This window comes from Marinobacterium iners DSM 11526, from assembly GCF_900107855.1.
Lineage (GTDB): Bacteria > Pseudomonadota > Gammaproteobacteria > Pseudomonadales > Balneatricaceae > Marinobacterium > Marinobacterium iners.
The window spans coordinates 132,980-155,966 of sequence record NZ_FNRJ01000009.1 but is presented as its reverse complement, the minus strand read 5'-3'; the positions used below and the strand labels follow the sequence as shown (position 1 = coordinate 155,966).

General features: G+C 56.3%; 20 protein-coding genes. All 20 read right to left on the bottom strand.

All coding sequences use genetic code 11. The annotated features are described in order from the left end of the window. Nucleotides 1-147 precede the first annotated feature (147 nt). Entirely contained in the window at nt 148-1,197 is a 1,050-nt protein-coding gene (gene rpoS, locus BLV48_RS11335) for an RNA polymerase sigma factor RpoS (protein WP_091826898.1), read from the bottom strand. Nucleotides 1,198-1,260: 63 nt separating this feature from the next. Beyond that, the gene (locus BLV48_RS11330; RefSeq protein ID WP_254775024.1) at nt 1,261-2,085 is read right to left on the bottom strand and encodes a peptidoglycan DD-metalloendopeptidase family protein; all 825 of its coding nucleotides are present in this window, start codon (nt 2,083-2,085) and stop codon (nt 1,261-1,263) included. Nucleotides 2,086-2,100: 15 nt separating this feature from the next. After that, nucleotides 2,101-3,021: a polyprenyl-phosphate transporter gene (locus tag BLV48_RS11325; RefSeq protein WP_206836321.1), complete on the bottom strand. Its 921-nt coding sequence runs from the start codon at nt 3,019-3,021 to the stop codon at nt 2,101-2,103. A 19-nt stretch (nt 3,022-3,040) separates the two neighbouring features. Further along, nucleotides 3,041-3,706, bottom strand: a complete 666-nt coding sequence (locus BLV48_RS11320) for a protein-L-isoaspartate(D-aspartate) O-methyltransferase (protein WP_242530025.1) — start codon at nt 3,704-3,706, stop codon at nt 3,041-3,043. Then, entirely contained in the window at nt 3,703-4,458 is a 756-nt protein-coding gene (surE, locus tag BLV48_RS11315) for a 5'/3'-nucleotidase SurE (RefSeq protein WP_091826896.1), read from the bottom strand. Before surE ends, BLV48_RS11320 begins: the two co-directional genes overlap by 4 nt. Nucleotides 4,459-4,472: 14 nt before the next feature. Further along, nucleotides 4,473-5,513 (bottom strand): tRNA pseudouridine(13) synthase TruD, encoded by a 1,041-nt coding sequence (gene truD, locus BLV48_RS11310; protein ID WP_175527650.1) that lies wholly within the window; start codon nt 5,511-5,513, stop codon nt 4,473-4,475. Beyond that, on the bottom strand, nt 5,513-5,809 hold the full coding sequence (ftsB, locus tag BLV48_RS11305) for a cell division protein FtsB (RefSeq protein ID WP_091826894.1): 297 nt from the start codon (nt 5,807-5,809) through the stop codon (nt 5,513-5,515). Before ftsB ends, truD begins: the two co-directional genes overlap by 1 nt. Nucleotides 5,810-5,868: 59 nt before the next feature. Beyond that, a complete protein-coding gene (eno, locus tag BLV48_RS11300; protein ID WP_091826893.1) occupies nt 5,869-7,164 on the bottom strand; it encodes a phosphopyruvate hydratase in 1,296 nt (431 codons plus the stop codon). A gap of 32 nt (nt 7,165-7,196) precedes the next feature. Continuing rightward, complete coding sequence (locus tag BLV48_RS11295; protein WP_091826892.1) at nt 7,197-8,825, bottom strand: CTP synthase; 1,629 nt, start codon at nt 8,823-8,825, stop codon at nt 7,197-7,199. A 77-nt stretch (nt 8,826-8,902) separates the two neighbouring features. Next, a complete protein-coding gene (gene tilS, locus BLV48_RS11290) occupies nt 8,903-10,186 on the bottom strand; it encodes a tRNA lysidine(34) synthetase TilS (RefSeq protein ID WP_175527649.1) in 1,284 nt (427 codons plus the stop codon). Between the two features lie 19 nt (nt 10,187-10,205). Next, entirely contained in the window at nt 10,206-11,165 is a 960-nt protein-coding gene (gene accA / locus BLV48_RS11285; RefSeq protein WP_091826890.1) for an acetyl-CoA carboxylase carboxyl transferase subunit alpha, read from the bottom strand. An 89-nt stretch (nt 11,166-11,254) separates the two neighbouring features. Continuing rightward, the gene (gene dnaE, locus BLV48_RS11280; RefSeq protein WP_091826889.1) at nt 11,255-14,752 is read right to left on the bottom strand and encodes a DNA polymerase III subunit alpha; all 3,498 of its coding nucleotides are present in this window, start codon (nt 14,750-14,752) and stop codon (nt 11,255-11,257) included. Further along, nucleotides 14,745-15,353: a ribonuclease HII gene (gene rnhB / locus BLV48_RS11275; protein WP_091826888.1), complete on the bottom strand. Its 609-nt coding sequence runs from the start codon at nt 15,351-15,353 to the stop codon at nt 14,745-14,747. Before rnhB ends, dnaE begins: the two co-directional genes overlap by 8 nt. Beyond that, nucleotides 15,340-16,500 carry a lipid-A-disaccharide synthase gene (lpxB, locus tag BLV48_RS11270; protein WP_091826887.1) on the bottom strand — a complete coding sequence of 387 codons (1,161 nt, stop codon included), beginning with the start codon at nt 16,498-16,500 and terminating at the stop codon, nt 15,340-15,342. The genes rnhB and lpxB overlap by 14 nt, the downstream gene beginning before the upstream one ends. Nucleotides 16,501-16,508: 8 nt before the next feature. Further along, nucleotides 16,509-17,279: an acyl-ACP--UDP-N-acetylglucosamine O-acyltransferase gene (gene lpxA, locus BLV48_RS11265; protein WP_175527647.1), complete on the bottom strand. Its 771-nt coding sequence runs from the start codon at nt 17,277-17,279 to the stop codon at nt 16,509-16,511. A gap of 2 nt (nt 17,280-17,281) precedes the next feature. Then, nucleotides 17,282-17,719: a 3-hydroxyacyl-ACP dehydratase FabZ gene (gene fabZ / locus BLV48_RS11260; protein ID WP_091826885.1), complete on the bottom strand. Its 438-nt coding sequence runs from the start codon at nt 17,717-17,719 to the stop codon at nt 17,282-17,284. Continuing rightward, a complete protein-coding gene (lpxD, locus tag BLV48_RS11255; RefSeq protein WP_091826884.1) occupies nt 17,706-18,770 on the bottom strand; it encodes a UDP-3-O-(3-hydroxymyristoyl)glucosamine N-acyltransferase in 1,065 nt (354 codons plus the stop codon). The genes fabZ and lpxD overlap by 14 nt, the downstream gene beginning before the upstream one ends. A gap of 9 nt (nt 18,771-18,779) precedes the next feature. After that, a complete protein-coding gene (locus BLV48_RS11250; RefSeq protein WP_091826883.1) occupies nt 18,780-19,274 on the bottom strand; it encodes an OmpH/Skp family outer membrane protein in 495 nt (164 codons plus the stop codon). 9 nt (nt 19,275-19,283) lie between these two features. Next, complete coding sequence (bamA, locus tag BLV48_RS11245) at nt 19,284-21,572, bottom strand: outer membrane protein assembly factor BamA (RefSeq protein WP_091826882.1); 2,289 nt, start codon at nt 21,570-21,572, stop codon at nt 19,284-19,286. 50 nt (nt 21,573-21,622) lie between these two features. Further along, nucleotides 21,623-22,981, bottom strand: a complete 1,359-nt coding sequence (rseP, locus tag BLV48_RS11240) for a sigma E protease regulator RseP (protein ID WP_091826881.1) — start codon at nt 22,979-22,981, stop codon at nt 21,623-21,625. Nucleotides 22,982-22,987: the final 6 nt, after the last annotated feature.

Here is a 22,987-nt window from a genome sequence, read left to right as displayed (position 1 = left end):
TAAACAGCGCCCTCATGGCAGTATCGGAAATCTACCGCCGGTGTCTCGAATACCGAAGCTGCGTGAACAACGTGTTTAGTATTCACAGCTAGCGGGGCTTGAAGCGCTCATATTTGAAAAATGTGCCGGTCGCATACCGGCACATTTTTACTGCAGCAGATCTTCTCCGCTGAGACCGTTCTTCTCTACAATTTCACGCAGCTTGCGCAGAGCTTCAACCTGAATCTGACGTACTCGTTCACGCGTCAGGCCAATTTCCTGCCCGACCTGCTCCAACGTGCTCATTTCATAGCCGCGCAGACCGAAGCGACGCGACAGTACATCGGCATGCTTTTCAGGCAGCATCTCCATCCAGCGATTGAGATTGCCGCTGATGTTATTGTTCTGCAACAGCGTTTCGGGATCAAGCGCATCCAGATCGGGGATCGTATCCAGCAGAGGCTTGTCAGCTCCCTGCCCAGCCGGGATATCTACCGAGCTGACACGCTCGTTCAATCCCAACATCCGCTCTACATTCGCGACGGGCTTGTCAACGAGTGCTGCGATCTCTTCAGCTGTAGGCTCATGATCCAGCTTTTGTGCCAGCTCACGGGAAGCCCGCAAGTACACGTTCAGCTCTTTCACTACATGTATCGGCAGGCGAATCGTGCGTGTCTGGTTCATGATGGCGCGTTCGATAGTCTGTCGAATCCACCAGGTCGCATAGGTCGAAAAACGGAAGCCCCGCTCGGGATCGAATTTTTCCACCGCGCGAATCAGGCCGAGGTTACCCTCTTCGATCAGATCAAGCAGTGTCAGCCCACGGTTGATATAACGCCGTGCGATCTTGACCACCAGACGCAGGTTGCTCTCGATCATCCGTTTCCGGGAGGCCTCGTCTCCCTTGAGTGCACGCCGGGAAAAGTAAACCTCTTCTTCCGCTGTCAGCAATGGCGAAAAGCCGATCTCGTTGAGATAAAGCTGAGTTGCATCCAGCGACTTGGCGTTAACCAGGTCCTGATGCGCCATGGAACCTCTGCCGCGCCCGCTGTTCAGAAACTCTGGCGGTTCAGACTCGCTGCTGTCAGCGTCATCACTGTCTTCATCGGCAACATTGAGCGTTTCTTCTTCATCGTAGCGGTCTTCAGTGTCATCAAACTCAGCATCGTTGCTCTGGGCTGACACGCGGTATTCTGTACCTTTACCTACGGTTTCCATTTTTCACCCCCAGGTAGTCAAGATGATCAGATCATCTCTGCATGGCCATCATTATTGTTTTTATCATTGTTTGGGCAAATATCGTAATGGATCCACCGGATTCCCGTCACGGCGAATCTCGAAGTGAAGCATCGTACGCGTTGCCCCCGTATTGCCTATCTCGGCAATTTTCTCACCCGCTTTAACCTTATCACCCTCACGCACAAAAATGCGACTGTTATGCGCATATGCACTCAGATAGCGCTGGTTATGGTTAAGAATCACAAGATTGCCGTAACCCAACAAGCCATTTCCGGCATAGACCACTTCGCCACCGGCCGCGGCCTTGACGGGTTCACCGGCGTTACCGGCAATATCCAGGCCCTTGTTTGCAGGTTCTCCACCACCGAAACGACTGATGATTCTGCCCTTGTGCGGCCATTGCCAACTGACGGCACCGTTACCTCCGGAGCTGGCGGAAGAAGGCTTGGATGGTGCTGGACTGGAAGAAGGTGTGCGGGCAATCGCTTCTGAGCGGTTGGTGTTGGTTGCGGTTCGCGCCGTTGTTGTTGAGGCAGCAGGAGCTGGACTTGAGGGCTTGGGTGCAGCTGTCGAGCCGGATGCGGCCTTTGAGCCGCCGGGCGGCCTCAGCGTGAGCGACTGCCCCGGGTATATGAAGTAGCGACTGTCGATGCCGTTCCAGCGGGCAACTTCGCGGTAATCAAGCCCATAACGAAACGAAATGGAATACAGGGTATCACCGCGCTGGACCCGATAGCTGGCAGGCGCAGGGCCTCTGGCCTCGCTGCGTGCACCCAGAGAGCGCTCAGACACGGGAGCATAGCCGCTCGAACATCCCTGCAGCAGGAGCAATAGCGATATCAGCCAGAGCAGCAGAGGATTCGGCAACAGGGTCTCCCATCTTCAGGTTTTCTGTCGATCCAACAGTATACCCAGTGCAGCACCAACCAGCATCAGCAGCAGCGCGGGCCAGAACCAGTCATTGAGCCCGGTCAGAGCTTCGAAACTGCCCGGCAGAAGATTCTGCTGCAGCACCGGCACCTCTTCTCCCTTGCTGTTGATGGTGTAGGACAGCGTGTATTTCCAGGGCCATACTTTGTTGAGGGAGCCAAGCATAAAACCACCCAGCAGGGCCAGTGTCATCATTCGATGGTGGTGGAACGCCCAGCTCAATACACGGGAGAAACTCAGCAGCCCGACCACACAACCTGCCATAAACACCAGCAGAATAGCCCACTCCAGAGCCTTGATTGCACCCAGAATGGGCGCATACATTCCCATCAGCAACAGAATGAAACTACCTGAGATGCCCGGCAAAATCATGGCACAGATAGCAATCATACCCGCAAGGAATATAATCAGGCTTGAGGGTTCTACACTGCCCGGTGCCTGTTCGGTAATGATGTAGGCCAGCAACACCCCTGTGGCGAATGTGGCCATGAGGTTCATATTCCAGCCTCGAATATGCCGGGCGACACTCCAGGTAGACGCCAGTATTAAGCCGAAAAAGAATGACCAGAGCAGGATCGGGTACTCGTCCAACAGATAGAGCACAACCCGCGAGATGGTTAACAGGCTCAGCAAAATACCAGACACCAGCGCCAACAGAAAACTGCCGTTGATGTAGCGCCAGCAGGACATCAGTCCTTCGTTGAACAGAATACGCACCGCTTCAGGGTTAAACTGTTTAATACTGTCGATCAGCTCTTCGTATATACCGGTGATGAATGCAATGGTGCCGCCGGAAACACCAGGGACGACATCAGCAGCTCCCATCATCATCCCCTTGCCGGAGAGGACCAGATAATCCTTTTTGCTTCGCATCGAGCCTCCTTGCAACCCGTCAGCGCACAGTGCCGCTGAGCAGTGGCACAAAGCGCACGGCTTCCAGCGTTTCGGTTTCGTACTTGTCTTCGGTCACACGTGTAATCCGCTTCAGGATCTGTTCGTCATGACCGACGGGGATCACCAACCGCCCTCCAACTGCGAGCTGCTCCAGCAACTCGTGAGGTATTTCGCGTGGCGCGGCAGTCACCAGAATTCCGTCAAAGGGTGCCTTTTCAGGCCAGCCCATGCCACCGTCGGTATGGCGCAGCATCACATTGTGTAACTTCAGTCGCTGCAAACGCTTGCGCGCCTTTTCCTGCAATGGACGAATGCGCTCAACGCTGAACACCTGATCCACCAACTGTGCCAGTACGGCTGTCTGGTAGCCAGACCCAGTACCCACCTCAAGTACCTTATTGAGCGACTCACCCTCCAGCAACAACTCTGTCATGCGGGCTACGATATAAGGCTGTGAAATCGTCTGGTTATAACCGATGGGAAGGGCCGTATCTTCATAGGCCCGATGTGAAAGCGCCTCATCTATGAAGATATGGCGTGGCGTATCTCGAACCACATTCAGCACTTCTTCACTGATCACACCCTGATCACGCAAGCGCTGGGCAAGTCGGTCTCGGGTACGACGCGAGGTCATGCCTATACCCTGCAGATCCATGTCGATCACAGCAGCCCCTCCAGCCAGTCCCCCAGATTGTCCATGCCCGTATAGTGGGTCATGTCGATCTGCAGCGGTGTGACGGAGACAAAGCCGTTTTCAACGGCAAAAAAATCGGTTCCGGGCTCAGCATCCGCTGCCGCACCGGCACCGGCAATCCAATAGCGGATGCGACCACGCGGGTCTTCTACCTGCACCGGTGGCTCGGCACCGTGGCGATGCCCCAGCCTGGTTACATGAATACCGCGAATCTGGTCCAGCGGCAGGTCTGGTACATTCACATTCAGAACCGTACGTGGCGCAACCACCAGACTGTCCAGTCGCTGCACCAGAGAAGCAACGATTTCTGCCGCAGTTTCATAGTGTTTGGGGTGAAAGCTGTGCATGGAAACAGCAATCGGCGGCAAACGGCAGTGACGTCCCTCTGTTGCCGCAGCCACGGTACCGGAGTACAACACATCATCGCCCAGGTTGGCACCGGCATTAATACCCGACACAACAATGTCGGGACGACGCTGCTCAGTGAACAGCCCAGAGCCCCCCAGATGAACGCAGTCAGTCGGCGTGCCATTGATACCGATATAGCCACTATGGTGTTGATGGGCCTCCAGCGGACGGTCAAGGGTAAGAGAGTTACTGGCACCGCTGCGGTTGCGATCAGGGGCAACGACACAGGTTTCAGCATCCTGCTTCAGTCGCTCGGCCAGCGTCGCCAGTCCCGGGGCGTAGACCCCGTCATCATTTGAAATCAGAATCAACATTATCGGTATGTATCTCAGTTCACTTCCGCTGAGGCCGCTGCATTCTGCCACTGGCAGAGTTCGCGCAGCACACTGGTGGCAAAGGCGCCGGACGGCAGTTCAAATTCAAGTATCCATTGTCCTTCAGACGCCTCCCGTGCCGCAAGCGCCTTTGGTATCAAGCGCAGTGCACGCCGCTCCTGGTTGAGGCCGAGTGACTCCAGCCCTTGGCAGATCGCCTGTGCCGGAGCAAGTGCAGCCTGCTCAAAAACAGCTGCCTCATCCCGTGTCATCAACTGCCCACACCCCCACATGGGGCCGGTCAGATGCACGTCGCCACGCTGCAGCCGGGCCATCAGGTCAGGCGCATCATCGGCCATAAAGCAACTTTGACTGCCATCAAGCATCAGTACGTCACCAGGCAGAATACGATCCCAGATCTCCTGTCGCAGGCGGGCATTGATCACCTGATTGAACAGCCAGGAACGCAGGGCAGAGATATACAGCCCCTTCTTGTGGCGCTGGCGTTCACGCAACCTGCCTTCGAGCAGGGCCAGCCCCTTGTCGAGGTTGCCACCGGCATTACCGAAACGCTGCTCACCAAAGAAGTTGGGGACACCCTGGCGGATCTTCTCCACCCGCTCGACAAAGGCTTCCGGCTCAGTCAGGTCACGCAGACGGATTACGAACCGGTTGCCCGACAGAGCCCCCAGTCGCAGCTTGCGACTGTGGCGACAGCTGTGCAGCACGTCGATACTGTCGCCGCCAAACAGGGACCAGTTCAGGGTACGGCCGATGGGCAGGCGTACACTGAACCATTGCTCGGTAACGGCATGGCGATCCTTTTTACCGGCATACCCCACGTCACGCGGACTGATCTGACAGAAGTTGGCCAGCTGACGTGCTACCCAGTCGGTATTCTCGCCCCGTTTGCGAATATGGAGAAACAGGTGTTCTCCTTCGCCATCAGGCTCAAAAGGCAACTGCTCAAATACTTGAAAGTCTTCAGGACAACTGCGGATGATTGCAGTGGAAGGTGGCTCGCCCAACAGCCATTCGCAGGCGGAATCAAACATCACGGCCTTGGTTGCTCCGGCTCGGGTTCTATCAGTTGGAAAAAGGTTTCGCCCTTGCGCACCATGCCCATTTCACTGCGAGCACGTTCTTCCAAGGCGCCCAAGCCACGCTTGAGGTCCTGTACTTCAGCCTCAAGGCGCTGGTTGCGTTCGGCCAGTTGCTGGTTTTCGACCTGCTGTTGCAGTATCTGCTCTTCCAGTTGCCACACCTGACGCAGGTTGGCCTCGCCGAACCAGAGTCGGTACTGAAGCCCTGCCAGTAACAGCAGTAATATCAACAGTAGCCAGCGATACACTGTTCTTCCCCGGGGTCAAAAAAGGGGGCCGGAGCCCCCTCGGATCACACGTCAGTCTATCAGGCCTGACCCTTGATCTCTTTCAGTCCGTTGTAAACTGCCTTGTCGCCCAGCTCTTCGGCAATGCGCAACAGGCGGTTGTACTTGGCCACACGGTCGGAACGACACAGGGAACCGGTCTTGATCTGACCCGCAGCGGTACCCACGGCCAGATCAGCGATGGTGGTATCTTCAGTCTCACCGGAGCGGTGAGAGATTACCGCCGTGTAACCGGCATCCTTGGCCATCTTGATCGCATCCAGGGTTTCGGACAGGGAACCGATCTGGTTGAACTTGATCAGGATGGAGTTGGCGATGGCGTTGTCGATGCCACGCTTGAGGATTTTAGTGTTGGTCACGAACAGGTCGTCGCCCACCAGCTGTACCTTGTCACCGACCTTGCGGGTCAGGCTGGCCCAGCCGTCCCAGTCGGATTCATCCATTCCGTCTTCGATGGAGACGATCGGATAGTTTTCGCACAGCTGCGCCAGGTAGTCGCCGAAGCCTTCAGCATCGAACACCTTGCCTTCACCAGCCAGATCGTACTTGCCGTCCTTGTAGAATTCGGAAGAAGCGCAGTCCAGAGCCAGGGTCACGTCGGTGCCCAGCTTGTAACCGGCCTTGTCGATCGCTTCCTTGATCACCACGAGCGCTTCTTCGTTGGAACCCAGGTTCGGCGCAAAGCCGCCTTCGTCACCAACGGCTGTATTCAGGCCACGAGTTTTCAACACCGCTTTCAGGGCGTGGAAAATTTCGGCACCACAGCGCAGGGCATCACCGAAGTTGTCGAAGTTCACCGGCTGAACCATGAACTCCTGAATGTCGACGTTGTTGTCGGCATGCTCGCCACCGTTGAGAATGTTCATCATCGGCACCGGCATGGAGAACTGACCGGCGGTGCCGTTAATTTCGGCAATGTGCGCGTACAGCGGGATGCCCTTCTCGGTTGCAGCAGCCTTGGCCGCCGCCAGAGACACGGCCAGAATGGCGTTGGCGCCCAGATTGGCCTTGTTTTCGGTACCATCCAGCGCCAGCATTTTGTCATCCAGCGCACGCTGGTCGGTCACATCCATACCGATCAGTGCTTCACGGATAGTACCGTTAACGGCGGCTACCGCCTTTTGTACACCCTTGCCCAGATAGCGGGATTTATCGCCGTCACGCAGTTCCAGTGCTTCACGCGAACCGGTGGAAGCACCTGAAGGTGCACAGGCTGTTCCCATCACGCCGGAGGTCAGGATGACATCGGCTTCTACGGTCGGGTTACCACGGGAATCCAGTACTTCACGTGCCTTGATATTCGCAATCTGAGCCATTGTGCTTGTGTCTCCAGTTAACGCTTGAAAGATTACTGCTGCGCCTGACGTGTCAGCGCGGCCTTGATAAATCCGGTGAACAGGCCATGTCCATCACGCGGCGTCGAGGTAAACTCCGGGTGGAACTGACAGGCCACAAACCAGGGATGATCAGGTGCTTCAACCACTTCAACCAGCTCGCCATCCACTGAGCGACCGGTAATTTTAAGACCGGCCTCTTCCAGCAGAGGTACGTAATTGTTGTTCACTTCATAACGGTGGCGGTGACGCTCGCGGATCTCGGTGCTGCCGTAGGCCTCGGCTACGTTGGAGCCTGCGGCCAAATGACAGGTTTGAGCCCCCAGGCGCATGGTGCCGCCCAGGTCGGAGTTCTCGCCACGCACTTCGATTTCACCGGTATGGTCGGTCCACTCGGTGATCAGGGCAATCACCGGATGCGGTGACTGACGATCAAACTCGGTAGAGTTGGCACCGTCCAGCCCTGCCACATGGCGGGCGTATTCGATCACAGCCACCTGCATGCCAAGGCAGATTCCCAGGTAGGGCACTTTGTTCTCGCGTGCGAAGCGCACCGCTTCAATTTTGCCTTCTACACCACGCTCACCAAAGCCGCCCGGTACCAGGATGGCGCTGAAACCTTCCAGAATGCCGCAGCCTTCGCGCTCGACCCGTTCGGAGTCGATATACTCAATACGTACTTTTTGACGCAAGGCGATGCCGGCATGCGAGATCGCTTCGATCAGTGACTTGTAGGCATCCAGCAGCTCCATATACTTGCCAACCATGGCGATGGTCACTTCGCCATCCGGGCGCAGGAACGCATCCGCTACCCGGTTCCATTCAGCCAGATCCGCAGCCTTGCAGTTGATGCGGAAACGTTCGGTGACGATCTCGTCCAAATGCTGTTCCCACAGCATGGCCGGAATGTTGTAGATGGTGTTGGCGTCGGGCAGAGAAATAACGGCACGCTCTTCCACGTTGGTGAACATGGCCACCTTGCGACGGGAAGACTCGTCCAGCGGCTTCTCGGAACGACAGACCAGAATATCCGGCTGTATACCGATTGAGCGCAGCTCTTTAACAGAGTGCTGGGTTGGCTTGGTCTTGGTCTCGCCAGCCGTTGCGATGTACGGCACCAGTGTCAGGTGCATGAACAGTGCGCGGGAGGCGCCCACTTCAGCCTTGAGCTGACGTACTGCCTCCAGGAACGGCAGCGACTCGATATCGCCCACAGTGCCACCGATCTCGACCAATGCCACATCCGCATCGCCGGCCCCCTCGATCACCCGACGCTTGATCTCGTCGGTGATGTGCGGAATCACCTGTACGGTTCCGCCCAGGTAATCGCCACGACGCTCCTTGCGCAGCACATGTTGATACACACGGCCGGTGGTAAAGTTGTTGCGCTTGCTCATGGTGGTGCGAATAAAGCGCTCGTAGTGACCGAGGTCAAGGTCGGTCTCGGCGCCATCCTCGGTTACAAATACTTCACCATGCTGGAAGGGGCTCATTGTGCCCGGGTCCACGTTGATATATGGGTCCAGCTTGAGCATTGTAACTTTGAGGCCACGAGCCTCGAGAATAGCCGCCAGAGAAGCTGATGCGATGCCTTTGCCCAATGAGGACACAACACCGCCTGTGACGAAAATATAACGCGTCATGCGGAACCTGTCAGATCAAGATATTGAGGGGAGAAAACGTACTCAAGATGGGACTGCAGGATAGCAAAAGGTACGCCTCAGGACAAACCAAAACCGCTCCAGATCGGCAAGAGACCACCCTCACTGGTTACCGCCTCACACAGAGTGATACCCGGAACCGCAATAATTTCACCCTCACTCATCAGCAACGGCTGACAGTAGCGCAGCCAAGGTGGCTGTCCCGCCTCCTGCAGCAACTGTTTCAGGCTGACCGAACCGCCACGCCCCAGCGGGCGCAGACGTTCCCCGCCCCGGCGGAACTGCAGTGTCAGTTGCTGACCGACAGGCAGGCCCCGTTGGGCCGGTTGCCACTGCAAACACCCCAGCGGCAATTCAATTGATTCCCCCACCACCAGGTCGCGCTCACCCTCGTCTACCACCGGCAGCGGATCAGGCAACAGATAAAGCACTTCCTGATAACGCCTCAGCTGGTGACCATCCAGACGAAAAACGGGCTGGGCATCCGATCGAGCATGCAGGAAGTCCTTCTCCAGCTGCAGTAACTGTGTCCGACCCAACCGGTGCCCGCTCTGCTCACTGACCCAAACATGCAGCAGATTGCGCTGCCGTGCCTGACTCAGGAGATTCAAGCGTGCAAGACCGAGGCCGCCCCGCTCTTCACACCGGGAAATATCTTCCTGCGCGCGCTCGGTTAGCAACTCACTGGCCTCACGCATCACTGCAGCGGTTTCACAGCAGCGCGAGAGCAAAGCCGGCCAGCGTTGCTTGAGAGTCGGCAGTACCTTGAGCCGCAGGAAGTTGCGATCATAACGTGAACTGGCATTGCTGGGGTCTTCAATCGGCTCAAGCCCGAGCTCAAGCGCCCCCTGCTCCAAGCGGGCACGCGACTGCTGCAACAGGGGCCGCAGCAGCACGCCCTGCCCCAAAGGGCGTGAGCATGGCATGGCCGCAAGACCCGTCACCCCAGCACCACGTAACAACCGCAACAGCAGGGTTTCTGCCTGATCATCCGCATGCTGCGCCAGCAGCAGGCAATCGCCGGGCTGCAGAAAGGACTCGAAGGCATGATAACGCGCCGTGCGGGCGGATGCTTCCGAAGCGGAGCCCGGTGTCACGCGGATCAGATTAAACGGGATATTCAGCCGACTGCACAACTGGTGGCAGTGTTCGGCCCAAAGGGCGGAATCGCTCTGCAACTGATGATCGATATGCAGGGCAATAACCGGCTGCGACGGTTCAAGCCGTTGCAACAGAAACAGTAACAGGGAGGAGTCCAGCCCACCGCTAAGTGCAACCACCCAACGGCGGACTTTTGGGCAGGTATCAAGCTGCTGCCTGAGCCCAACAAGCAGGTCAGGCACAACGCCCGACTCGGTGCTATCAGTCTTCGAACACACCGTAGGACATCAGACGCTGATAGCGGCGCTCCAGCAGTTCTTCAGCGGGCAGGTCCGCCAGACGATCCAGAGTTTCCAGCAGGTGTTTTTTCAAATTTGCCGCCATCAACTCGGGGTTGCGATGCGCACCTCCCAGTGGCTCGCTGATGACTTGATCCACCAGACCCAGCTCGTGCAGGCGCCCGGAGGTGATGCCCATCGCCTTGGCGGCATCAGAGGCACGCTCTGCACTTTTCCAAAGGATGGACGCGCAGCCCTCCGGTGAAATCACGGAGTAGGTACCGTATTGCAGCATCAGCAGTTCGTCACAGACACCGATTGCCAGTGCACCGCCAGACCCCCCCTCACCGATTACGGTGGAGATGATCGGGGTGTTCAACTGTGACATCTTCGCCAGGTTGAATGCGATCGCTTCCGACTGACCACGTTCTTCGGCGTCGATCCCCGGGTAGGCGCCCGGTGTGTCGATGAAGGTCAGTACCGGCAGTTTGAAGCGCTCTGCCATCTCCATCATGCGCAACGCCTTGCGGTAACCTTCGGGACGCGGCATGCCGAAGTTGCGGCGTACCTTTTCCTTCACTTCGCGGCCTTTCTGATGACCAATCACCATCACCGGGCGACCATCAAGACGGGCCAAACCACCGACAATCGCCTGATCATCGGCAAAGTGACGATCGCCATGGATTTCGTCAAAGTCGTCGAAGACATGTTGGACGTAGTCCAGCGTATAGGGGCGCTGCGGGTGGCGCGCCAGCTGGGAGATCTGCCAGGCCGAGAGATCCTTGAAGATCGATTCGGTCAGACTGCGGCTCTTGTCCTGCAGTTTTTCCAGCTCATCACCCAGATTCAGACCGTCAGTACCTTCGTTGACGTGACGCAATTCACTGATCTTGGCTTCAAGTTCTGCGATCGGCTGTTCGAAATCCAGATAATTGGGGTTCATGCGGGTCTGCTTCTGTTCTGTAACATGGGGCCCGGGGGCACTGAATAATTGCACGATTTTAACGGTTGCGCGGGTGGATCACCACCCCATCAGTCATAACACAGGCGCACAGCCTTGTTGCCGAACTGTTCCTTCAACTGCAACAGCAGCTCATCAGTCGGCGAGACGGACCACTCACTGCCCAGCCAGACCCGTGCCTCAGCGTCTTCACGACGGTACCTCAGCGCCACGGACAGGCTGATTAGCGGGCTACGCCCCTTCGCCAGAGTATCAGCCAGCTGTCGTAACTGGCGCGGCCCAAGCTGGCGGGTATCGCACTGCACTTCAACACAGCGCGCCTGTGCCGCACGTATCTGAGCCATGCTTTGCACTCGATTACAGCGTACCTTGAGCCCACCATTGTAGTCATCCTGTACCACTTCGCCTTCTACTACCAGAACCGCGTCCTTGTTGATGACGGTGCGAGCTTCTTCATAGGTATCACCAAACAGAGTGACTTCAAGCCGCGCACTGCGATCGTCCAGGGTCAGGAAACAGAGGTTATCGCCCTTTTTGGTCTTTTTCAGCCGCATGTCGACGACAAGACCGGCCATCTTCTGGCTGCGACCACGATCTGGCTGAATCTCCACCAGCTTACGACTGACCAGATGTTTCAGCTCCGCTTCATACTCATCGATCGGATGACCAGTAACGTAGAGCCCCAGCGTATCCTTTTCGCCCTGCAGGCGCTCCTTGTCGGTCCAGTCACGCGCCTTGTGAAACTCGGCATAGGGGTCCGAGGGCGCTTCAGCCTCCACCGCGCCGAACAGGTCCATCATGCCGGCATCTTCGTTGCGCGCACTCTGATCGGCCGCCTTCAATGCGGCCGGAATCGCATCCCAAAGAACTGCACGCGAAGGGCCCACACTGTCCAGTGCGCCGCACCTCACCAGCGCCTCCAGCACTCGCTTGTTGAGTTTGCCTGCCCCCACCCGCTCACAGAAGTCAAACAGGTCACGGAAGGCCCCCCCTTCCTGACGGGCACGTACGATGGCTTCCACCGGGCCTTCACCCACCCCCTTAACGGCCCCGAGGCCATACACCACTTCATCGGCGTCGTTGACGGTGAACATGTATTCACTGTCATTCACGTCCGGCAGACGTACCGTCAGTTTCATCTGACGACACTCTTCGATGAAGATCACCACCTTGTCGGTGTTCTGCATATCGGACGAGAGCACGGCGGCCATGAAGGCAGCAGGGTAGTGCTGCTTCAGCCAGGCAGTCTGGTAGGACACCAGCGCATAGGCAGCCGAGTGGGACTTGTTGAAGCCGTAACCGGCGAATTTTTCCACCAGATCGAAGATATTGCCCGCCAGGTCCTTGTCGATTCCCTGATTGGCACACCCTTCCAGGAAGATGCTGCGCTGCTTGGCCATCTCTTCGGGCTTTTTCTTGCCCATGGCACGTCGCAGCATGTCGGCGCCGCCAAGGGTGTAACCCGCCATCACCTGGGCGATCTGCATCACCTGTTCCTGATACAGGATGATGCCGTAGGTAGGCTCCAGTACAGGCTGCAAGCTGTCGAGTTGGTAATCAGGGTGCGGCCAGGCCAGTGGAGCACGGCCGTGCTTTCGGTTGATGAAGTCGTCCACCATCCCTGATTGCAGCGGCCCCGGACGGAACAGGGCCACCAACGCGATGATATCCTCAAACCGGTTTGGCAAAAGACGGCGAATCAGATCCTTCATGCCGCTGGATTCCAGCTGGAACACCGCAGTGGTCTGGGCACTCTGCAGCAGCTTAAACGTATCAGGATCTTCCAGATCGATGGTTTCGATCTCAAGCGCGGCTTCACCGGTTTTCCTGCGCTTGCGATTGATGGTGTCTAACGCCCAGTCGATGATGGTCAGTGTACGCAGGCCCAGAAAGTCGAACTTCACCAGACCCGCTTCTTCCACATCGTTCTTGTCAAACTGGGTCACCAAACCCTGACCGTATTCGTCACAGTAGGTGGCGGAGAAGTCGGTCAGTTTGGTGGGCGCAATCACGACACCGCCGGCATGTTTGCCGACGTTGCGGGTGACGCCTTCCAGCTTGTAGGCCATCTCCATGATTTCCTGCGCTTCTTCGCTGCCATTCACGAAGTCGCGCAGAGTTTCCTCCTGCTCCCAGGCCTTGTTCAGAGTCATCCCCACTTCAAACGGGATCAGCTTGGAGAGGCGGTCAGCCAGACCGAAGGGTTTGCCCTGTACTCGTGCGACGTCACGTACCACCGCCTTGGCGGCCATGGTGCCATAGGTGATGATCTGCGATACCGCGTCGCGACCATAAGTGCGCGCCACGTAGTCAATCACCTTGTCACGGTTATCCATGCAGAAATCGATATCGAAGTCAGGCATGGACACACGTTCCGGGTTCAGGAAGCGTTCGAACAGCAGGTCATATTCCAGCGGGTCCAGATCGGTAATCTTCTGCACATAGGCCACCAGAGAACCGGCACCAGAGCCGCGCCCCGGCCCTACCGGAATGCCGTTTTCCTTGGCCCACTTGATGAAGTCCATCACTATGAGGAAGTAGCCGGGAAAACCCATCTGAATGATGATATCCAGCTCAAACTCCAACCGCTCTTCGTAGGGCCTGCGCCGCTCCTGATAGTCCGGCGCATCCTTGTCGAGCAGAAATGCCAGTCGTTCCTCCAAACCTTCCCAAGACACCTGACGGAAGTAGTCATCCATCAACATCCCTTCCGGCACGGGGTAGCGCGGCAGGTAGTACGTTCCCAGTTCCAGCTCGATGTTGCAGCGCCGAGCGATCTCGACCGTGTTTTCCAGTGCACTGGGAATGTCACTGAACAACTCGGCCATCTCATCAGCGGAACGGAAGTATTGTTGATCGGAGTAATTGTGCGGTCGTTGCGGATCATCCAAAGTGCGGCCCAGGTTGATACACACCCGAGCCTCATGCGCCTCAAAGTCATCCTGCTTGAGGAACATCACTTCATTGGTGGCCACCAGTGGGCAGCCCGTTCTTGCAGCCAGTTCAACACTGGCATGCACCAGCGCCTCATCACCTGAGCGTCCGGTACGCTGAACTTCAAGGTAAAAGCTGTCCGGAAAGACCTTACGCCAGCTGTCGAGGATTGCTTCGGCATTGCCGCTTTCGGATAGCAGCGCCCGGCCTATCTCGCCCTGACGCGCACCGGACAGGGCGATCAGACCTTCAGCCTTTTCCCGTATCCACTCCACCTTGACCAGCGCACGCTCAGGGTCAATATTCTGCCCTTCGGCATAGGCGCGGGATACCAGCTCCATCAAGTTGCGATAACCCTTGCCTGTACGTACCAGCAGGGTCAGCCGAAAGGGCTCACCCTCGGGCTCAATCGGGTTTTGTACCCATAGATCAACACCGCAGATCGGTTTGACGCCAGCGCCCAGTGCCGCCTTGTAGAATTTGATTAAGGCAAACAGGTTGGTCTGATCAGTGACAGCAACGGCCGGCATTTTCTGCGCCGCTGCGGCGGCCACTAACGGTTTGATTCTGACCAGACCGTCGAACAGTGAATATTCGGTATGTACCCGAAGATGGACAAAGCGTGGATCAGACATGGGGCTCTCGGTTCAGTTGTTCTCGCACCGGGCGAAAACTGCGTCGATGCTCAGGCAGCGCCCCCAGCCGGGACAGCGCTTCAAGGTGTTCGGGCGTCGGGTACCCCTTGTGTCGTGCAAAGCCGTATTCAGGGAATTGCAGATGCAGCTGTTGCATCTGACGATCCCGTTCAACCTTCGCCAGAATCGAGGCTGCGCTGATTTCGGCCACACGGGCATCACCCTTTACAACAGGCTCCGCCGGGCAAGACAGCACCGGGCAGCGGTTACCGTCAATCAATGCATAATCGGGAGCGACCTGGAGTCCGGCCACGGCGCGTTGCATCGCCAACAGGGTGGCATGCAGAATATTCAATTCATCGATTTCAGCTGGGCTGGCTTTGGCAACACACCAGGCCAGGGCACGCTCGCGGATCAATTCGTACAGATGCTCCCGACGTTTTTCGCTGAGTTTCTTGGAGTCGGCCAGCCCTTCAATGGGACGTTCCGGATCCAGGATTACGGCCGCCGCCACCACATCCCCCACCAGCGGGCCGCGACCGACCTCATCCACACCCGTGATCAAACCGCTGGGGCGAAATATAATCTCAGTGTTGTGCATGGCGGGTCTCCAAAAGTTCCAGCACGGCATCAGCGGCACGCTCACTGGCATTGCAGCGCAGCTCAGTACCAATAGCGGCAAAAGTTTGCTCGACTCGGTTACGATAGGCCTGATCTTCCAGCGCACGCAGCAGCAGCGGTCCAAGCACCTCAGGCGTCACCCTGTCCTGCAACACCTCCGGCACCACCTCCTCCTGTGCCAGCACATTGGGCAGCGAGATCCAGCGGCTCTTGATCATGCGCGAATAGATCGAGTAGGTCAGGCCAGCCATTTTGTACGCCACCACCATTGGCTTCTGCAGCAGACAGGCTTCAAGCGTGGCCGTACCTGAAGCGATCAGAATCGCATCGGCCAGCGCCATCACTTCACGAGAGCCTTGCAGTACCAGTTTCAGATTCAGCTCGGGATATTGCTGTACCTGCTGCGCCAACTGTTCATAGCGGCGCTGATTGGCCGCCGGCAGAATAAACTCCACCTCCGGACGCTGCTGTGCCAGCCAACGTGCCGTTTCCAGGAAAGGCTCGGCTAGATATTTCAGTTCAGAACCGCGACTGCCGGGCAAAATGGCAATCAGTGGCCCCTGATCAGAGCGGTCGCGTCCATAGTGCTGGCGCGCGCTTTCCAGGTCCAGGTCAGCCGGTATTTGATCAGCCAACGGATGGCCGACAAAGCGCAGATTCTGTCCGGTGGGTGCGTACACCTCTGCCTCAAACGGGAACAGGGTCAGCAACAGGTCCGTGCTCTGCTTGATCTTGAAGATCCGCTTACGCTTCCAGGCCCAGACTGACGGGCTGACATAATGCACCGTTGGAATCCCCGCCTGCTTCAATGACTTTTCCATACCAAAGGTGAAATCGGGTGCATCGATACCAATGAACAGATCGGGCGGGTTATCGATAAAATGACGAATCAGACGCTTGCGCGCACGCAAAAGCTCCGGCAGCCGACCCAATACCTCAACCAGACCCATCACCGAAAGGCGTTCAAGCGGAAACAGCTCGGCGCAGCCCTGCTGCTGCATCAATTCGCCGGGGATACCTTCAAACTGGATGTCGGGATTACGCTGATGCAGGGCCGAGATCAAGGCAGCACCCAGAATATCCCCGGATGCCTCACCTGCAACGATGCCGATCCGCAAGGGGTGCATCGATAACCTCAGCGGATAATGCCGCGACTGGACGTCTGCAGCGAATCGATCAGAGCACGTACTGAAGGTTCTTCAGATGCCATGGCTTCAAGCGTCTCAAGCGCCTGATCAACAGTCAGCCCCTGACGATAGATTGCCTTGTAGGCGCGCCGCAAAATGGCCAGCGCCTCGGTTGAGAAACCACGCCTGCGCAGTCCTTCAAGGTTGATTCCGTGGGGACGCGCACTGTTGCCACTGGCCATTACATAGGCCGGTATATCCTTAAGCACTACCGTCCCGGCACCGCACATTACATGCGGACCTATATGACAAAACTGATGCACAGCCGTGAAGCCGCCCAAAATGGCATGGTCACCCACGTGCACATGCCCGGCCAATGCCGCGTTATTGGCCAGAATCACGTGATCACCCACGATGCAATCATGGGCTACATGGGCATAGGCCATCAACAGGTTGTGGCTGCCGATGCGGGTAATACCCGCATCCTGAATTGTACCTCGGTGGATCGTGACACCTTCACGTATCACGTTGTGATCACCAATCTCCAGCCGAGTTGGCTCACCCCGGTATTTTTTGTCCTGGCAGTCCTCACCCACAGTCGAGAACTGGAAAATCCGGTTGCCTTCACCAATACGGGTTGGCCCCTTGATCACCACATGTGAGGCGATGCGCGTGCCGGCACCAATCTCCACATCCGGACCAATCAATGTCCAGGGGCCGACTTCAACATCACTGGCCAGACGGGCTGATGGGTCGACAATGGCTTGCGGGTGAATCAATGTCACACCTTTCTGTCTGCACAAAGAATGGTGGCACTGCTGACGGTTTCGCCATCGACGCTGGCGCGTACATCGAACTTCCAGATACCGCGACGCTCGGAAACCACCTTCGCTTCCAGCTGCAGCTGGTCCCCTGGCACCACCGGGCGCTTGAAGCGCAGATTATCGGCACCGACGAAGTAATAGATCGACCCGTCTTCCGGCCCCTTGTTCATGGTCTTGAAACCCAGAATACCGGCGGCCTGCGCCATGGCTTCCACAATCAGTACACCCGGCATCACCGGATGATCGGGAAAGTGGCCGTTAAAGAAGGGCTCGTTTACTGTTACATTCTTGATAGCGGTGATTGACTCACCTGGCTCAAGAGCCAAGACCCGGTCCACCAGCAGAAAGGGGTAACGGTGGGGCAGGTATTTCCGGATCTCTTTAACGTCCATCATTATTTTGACCTTCAGTAGAAATTTGTTCGACAGCCTGTTCGATTCTGCGCACACGTCGTGCCAGATCATCCAGCTGACGGAAACGGACCACATTGCGCTTCCATTGCTGATGCGGTTCAAGCCCTGTACCAGAGGAGTAGGCCCCCGGCCGGGTAATGGACTTGCTGACCAGTGACATGGCAGTCACATGGGTGTCATCAGCAATTTCAAGATGACCGGTGATACCGGTCATTCCGGCGATGGTACAGCGCTCGCCAATTTTAGTGCTTCCGGCTACGGCGGTACAGCCTGCAATGGCGCTGTCCCGACCAACAATCACGTTGTGGGCTATCTGGATCTGATTATCGAGCTTCACACCCGCTTCGATCCGAGTGTCATCCAACGCACCACGATCAATCGTGACACCTGCACCGATTTCAACCCTGTCACCAATCACCACTCCGCCAAGCTGGCAAATTTTCTCCCAGCCCTGCTGGTTGCGCGCAAAACCGAAACCATCACTGCCCAGAACGGCTCCACTGTGAATCAGAACCTGCTCACCCAGGGTCACGTTGGGATAAAGCGTGACATGCGCCTCAAGCCGACAACCCGTCCCAATCTGACAGTCGCGTCCGATCACTGTACCGGCACCCACACTGACGCCGGATGCAATCTCCACATTCTCGCCAATCACCACGTAGGGACCAATTTCCACACCGGAAGCTAGTCGGGCCGAGTCGGCAATAACGGCAGTACTGTCAACACCCGGGGATACTGGAGAGCGCCAGTCAAACAACTGACTGGCCTTGGCAAAGGTAAAATAGGGATCATCAACGATCAGCGCAGCTACCGGGCAGTGGCCGACCTGCTCGGGCCGCACCAGCACAGCCTCGGCGGAAGTGTGCTGTAATTGCCTCAGGTAGCGGGGATTGGCAAAGAACGACAGCTCACCTGGGCCAGCCGAATTCAGGGTTGCCAGAGTCACAATGCCCGCTTTGGGGTCCCCACCCTGCAGCGTTGCGCCCAATCGCTGCGCAAGATCTCCCAGAGTATAGCGGGCAGTCGATACCATAGGTGCGTATTACTTGTTCAGCAATTCGATAACTCTTGGCGTGAGATCTACACTATTGGCACTGTAAACAGTCGCCTGCTTGGAGATCACCACTTCAAAATTCTCGCCTTCTATCAGTTCTCGAATCGCTTTATCCAGGCGCGGGCGCATCTCGGCAATAAATGCCTGCTCGCGCTCTCCACGCTTCTGCTGCAATTCCTGGCCACGGCGCTGGTACTCGGCAAATGCCTTTTGGAACTGCATCCGCATCTGTTTGATATCGTCTTCAGAGGCAAGACCTGCGTTTTTCTGCAGTTTTTCTCTTAGTTCGCGGGCCTGTTTCTCGAGTGCGACAAGCTGCTTTTCGTCATCCGCGAATTCCTTTTTCAGCTCTTCGCGGAAGTTTTTTGCAGCATTGGAGTTGAGCAAGGCCTCTTCCACACCCAGTACAGCCACTTTCTCGGCCATGGCATGGCTGCTGAACGCCAATAAAACAGCAGTAAACAGTTGTGCAGCAAACTTCATGATATCTCCTTAGAAAGTCTGACCGAGTGCAAACTGGAACACTTCGGTATCGTCGTTTTCCTTGTCATTCAGTGGCACGCCCAGTGACACAGACAAAGGACCAATAGGCGTCAGCCAGCTGACGCCCACACCGACCGAATAACGCAGATCACCCAAGTCCACATCCGCACCACTGTCGGTAGAGTAGACGTTACCGGCATCCATGAATACCAGACTGCGCCAGGCACTCTTATCGTCCAGGAATGGCATCGGGAAAATAAACTCGGCGCTGCCGGCGAGCATCAGGTTGCCGCCAAAGGGATCTTCATTGGAATCCTGTGGACCCAGCGAGTTGTTTGAATAGCCCCGTACGCTTTTAAGGCCGCCGGCATAGAAATTTTTGAAGAACGGATACTGGTTATCTCCCCAACTGTCGCCATAACCTGCACGCCCACGCAGAGCGAAGATCCAGGTCTCATCCTCATCCAGCGGTTTGTAAAAGCGGTTGTTGTAGTTGGCACGAAAATAGGTCAGGTCACTGCCCGGCACGGCCACCTCGAAACTGGCACCCTGGGCATAGCCGCGGCTTGGGAAAAAGCCACGGTTAAGACGGTTATCACTCCAGCCGGCGGTCAGCTTCCAGTTAAAGAAGGAGTCACCCTCATCATCAATGAAGTCCTTAACCTCAGATGCGGTCTGGGGGTAAGTGTTGAGCTGGATAAATTCGAGATCACCACTGAAGCTCAAACGCTGAAAATCATCGATCGGATAGCCAAAGGTGATACCACCTCCCGCTTCATCCGCCGTATAGGAGCTGATATCGTCTTCTTCGTAATCGCGTTCACGGTAATAAACGTTAAAGCCACGGCTCACCCCATCCAACGTATAATAGGGATCCAGATAGTTGAAGCTGTACTCGGTACGAGTTGAGCTGTTGGAAACGTTGAAGCCGATTTTCTTGCCACTGCCCAGGAAATTGTCCTGCTGCACGCCGAGATCAATAATGATGCCGTCATTCTGAGAGAAGCCGATACTGGCCGAGAACTGACCCGACTGCTGCTCTTCGACACTGTACTCAATATCAACCTGGTCATCCGTACCAGGCACCGGACGCGTTTCAACATTGACGGTCTTGAAGTAACCGGTCTTGTCCAAACGGGTACGAGAGCGTTCGATATCCCGAGTAGAGGCGATACCGGCTTCCATCTGTTCCAGCTCCCGCCGGATAACCTCATCCGCCGTGCGGGTATTGCCCTTGATCGCGATACGACGAACATAAGTACGCTTGCCGGGCTCAATAAAGTAACGAATGGATACGGTGTTGTCTTCATGCAGCTCCGGCACGGGGCTTACATTGGCAAACATGTAGCCCTCATCACCAAGCAGGCGAACCAGACGCTCCTGGCTTTGAGTCATATCCTTGCGAGAAAAAACCTCTCCCGACTTAACACTCAGCTCACCCAGCATCACATCCTGAGGTACCACCATTTCGCCGGCCACACTCACATCACGCACTGAGTATTGCTCACCTTCGGTGATGGCAACACTGATATAGACGTGCTTCTTGTCCGGTGTAATGGAAACCTGTGCCGAATCGATCTCAAAGTTGATATAGCCGCGATCCAGATACCAGGAACGCAAACGCTCAAGGTCGCCGGTCAGTTTTTCCCGGGCATAGCGATCATCTTTTTTGTAGAAGGACCAGAAGTTGGGCAACTTTAATGAGAACAGGTCAGTCAGTTCTTCATCACTGAAAACTGTATTACCCACTATGTTGATATGCTGAATCGAGGCAACCTGGCCTTCGCGAATATTGATATTCAACTGTACCCGGTTGCCTGAAAGAGGCTCAACCTCGGTTTGAATATCGGCACCGTAGCGCCCCTGAGAAGTATACACACGCAACAGATCCTGGCTGATCTGATCCAGCGCAGCGCGACGGAACACGTCGCCTTCCTGCAGCCCTGATTGCTTAAGGCCGTTCAGGAGATCCTCTTTTTTAATGACCTTATTGCCATCAATATTAATCAGCGCAACAGATGGCCGCTCCTGCAGGCGTACAACCAGCACACCACCATCACGCTCGACCTGCACATCTGCAAAATAGCCCGACCGAAACAATGCCTTGACCGCATCCGACAACTGGGAGCGTGTCAGCTCATCACCGGCTGTAACAGGAAAATTACGGAATACGATGCCGGGCTCAACCCTTTGCAACCCTTCCAGACGAATATCGTTCACTTCGAAGGGGAATGCAGCCGCCTGCGCCTGCACCATCCATAGCATCGATACGAAAAACAGACCCAGTTTGCGTTTCATGCACTACTTCTTACGTTAGGTTATCGACTGATAGGAAAAACTGGCGCAGATCAGAACAGCCGTGCCAGGTCATTGAGTATCGCCAGTGCCATCAAACTGAACAGCAACACCATGCCGATTCTCAGACCCAGCATCTGAACCCGCTCACTGACCGGTCGCCCTCGAATCAGCTCGACCGCGTAATAGAGCAGGTGTCCACCATCAAGCATAGGTATCGGCAACAAATTGAGCACGCCGAGACTGATACTCAGATAGGCCAGAAAACTGACAAACGACTCCAGACCTGACGCAGCCGAAGTCCCCGCCACTTTAGCAATGGTTATCGGACCACTCAAGTTTTTTACCGAGATCACCCCAGCAATCATCTTGCCGATGGCATCCAGGGTCAGACCGATCATTTGGCCCGTTTTTTCGACACCCGCCACAAGTGCCTCAATTGGACCATAACTCAGGGTGCGCTGCATTGACCCGGGATATTCAACAGGAGACACGCCAGCACCGATATAGCCTTGCGATCGTCCATCAGGCAGCGCCCGGGTGGCAGGTACCACAGTCAACGTGACGATACGCCCTTCACGCTCAAGCATGAGTTCAAGCGGCTGCTCAGGCGCTGCCTGAACCTTGTGCACAAGCTCGATCCAGTCCGCCACCGGCTCACCGTCAACTTTCAGCACACGGTCCCCGACCTGAATGCCGGCAGCCCCGGCACGACCGTCTTCAGTCAGCAAGCCGATCACGGCCGGTATTTCCGGTTGCCACGGCATAAGCCCAAGAGCGGTGACCGGTGACTCGCGCTCAAGATCAACATCCCAACGCTCTATTGGCACCGAATAGCTTCGAGCATAGCCACGTGCAGGCTCGCCCAGCATCAATTCAACACGACCGGTTTCACCCACCCGCGCCGCCAGCCTGAGGTTCACCTCACTCCATGAGCGAACGCTATTGCCATCAACCTCCAGTACCTCATAACCGGACTCCACATTTGCGGAAGCGGCTGGTGAGTCTGGACGTACATCACCTACCACCGGTACGACCGATGAAACTCCGTAAATAAACAAAAACCAGTAGGCAAGGACCGCAAACAACAAATTAACCAGCGGCCCGGCTGCGACAATGGCGATGCGCTGTAGTACAGGTTTGTTATTGAAGGCCTGAGCACGCAATGACTCTGGAACATCCCCTTCGCGCTCATCCAGCATGCGGACATATCCGCCCAGAGGAATGGCTGCAATGGTGTACTCAGTGCCGTCACGCCCCACACGCATCCAGAGGGGCTTGCCGAAGCCGACCGAGAATCTCAGCACCTTGACACCACAGCGGCGCGCCACCCAGAAATGCCCCCATTCATGTATGGTGACCAACAACCCAAGTGTCACAAGAGTAGCCAGAATCGTCTGCAGCAAGCTCATGATGTC

Excerpts from the sequence above, each read along its gene's own strand:
- lpxD (WP_091826884.1), bottom strand. The coding sequence starts at position 18,770 with ATGGTATCGACTGCCCGCTATACTCTGGGAGATCTTGCGCAGCGATTG.
- eno (WP_091826893.1), bottom strand. The coding sequence starts at position 7,164 with ATGGCTCAGATTGCGAATATCAAGGCACGTGAAGTACTGGATTCCCGT.
- lpxB (WP_091826887.1), bottom strand. The coding sequence starts at position 16,500 with ATGCACCCCTTGCGGATCGGCATCGTTGCAGGTGAGGCATCCGGGGAT.
- BLV48_RS11250 (WP_091826883.1), bottom strand. The coding sequence starts at position 19,274 with ATGAAGTTTGCTGCACAACTGTTTACTGCTGTTTTATTGGCGTTCAGC.
- rpoS (WP_091826898.1), bottom strand. The coding sequence starts at position 1,197 with ATGGAAACCGTAGGTAAAGGTACAGAATACCGCGTGTCAGCCCAGAGC.
- rseP (WP_091826881.1), bottom strand. The coding sequence starts at position 22,981 with ATGAGCTTGCTGCAGACGATTCTGGCTACTCTTGTGACACTTGGGTTG.
- dnaE (WP_091826889.1), bottom strand. The coding sequence starts at position 14,752 with ATGTCTGATCCACGCTTTGTCCATCTTCGGGTACATACCGAATATTCA.
- surE (WP_091826896.1), bottom strand. The coding sequence starts at position 4,458 with ATGTTGATTCTGATTTCAAATGATGACGGGGTCTACGCCCCGGGACTG.
- accA (WP_091826890.1), bottom strand. The coding sequence starts at position 11,165 with ATGAACCCCAATTATCTGGATTTCGAACAGCCGATCGCAGAACTTGAA.
- fabZ (WP_091826885.1), bottom strand. The coding sequence starts at position 17,719 with ATGATGGACGTTAAAGAGATCCGGAAATACCTGCCCCACCGTTACCCC.
- truD (WP_175527650.1), bottom strand. The coding sequence starts at position 5,513 with ATGTTTGATTCCGCCTGCGAATGGCTGTTGGGCGAGCCACCTTCCACT.
- BLV48_RS11295 (WP_091826892.1), bottom strand. The coding sequence starts at position 8,825 with ATGACGCGTTATATTTTCGTCACAGGCGGTGTTGTGTCCTCATTGGGC.
- BLV48_RS11325 (WP_206836321.1), bottom strand. The coding sequence starts at position 3,021 with ATGCGAAGCAAAAAGGATTATCTGGTCCTCTCCGGCAAGGGGATGATG.
- bamA (WP_091826882.1), bottom strand. The coding sequence starts at position 21,572 with ATGAAACGCAAACTGGGTCTGTTTTTCGTATCGATGCTATGGATGGTG.
- rnhB (WP_091826888.1), bottom strand. The coding sequence starts at position 15,353 with ATGCACAACACTGAGATTATATTTCGCCCCAGCGGTTTGATCACGGGT.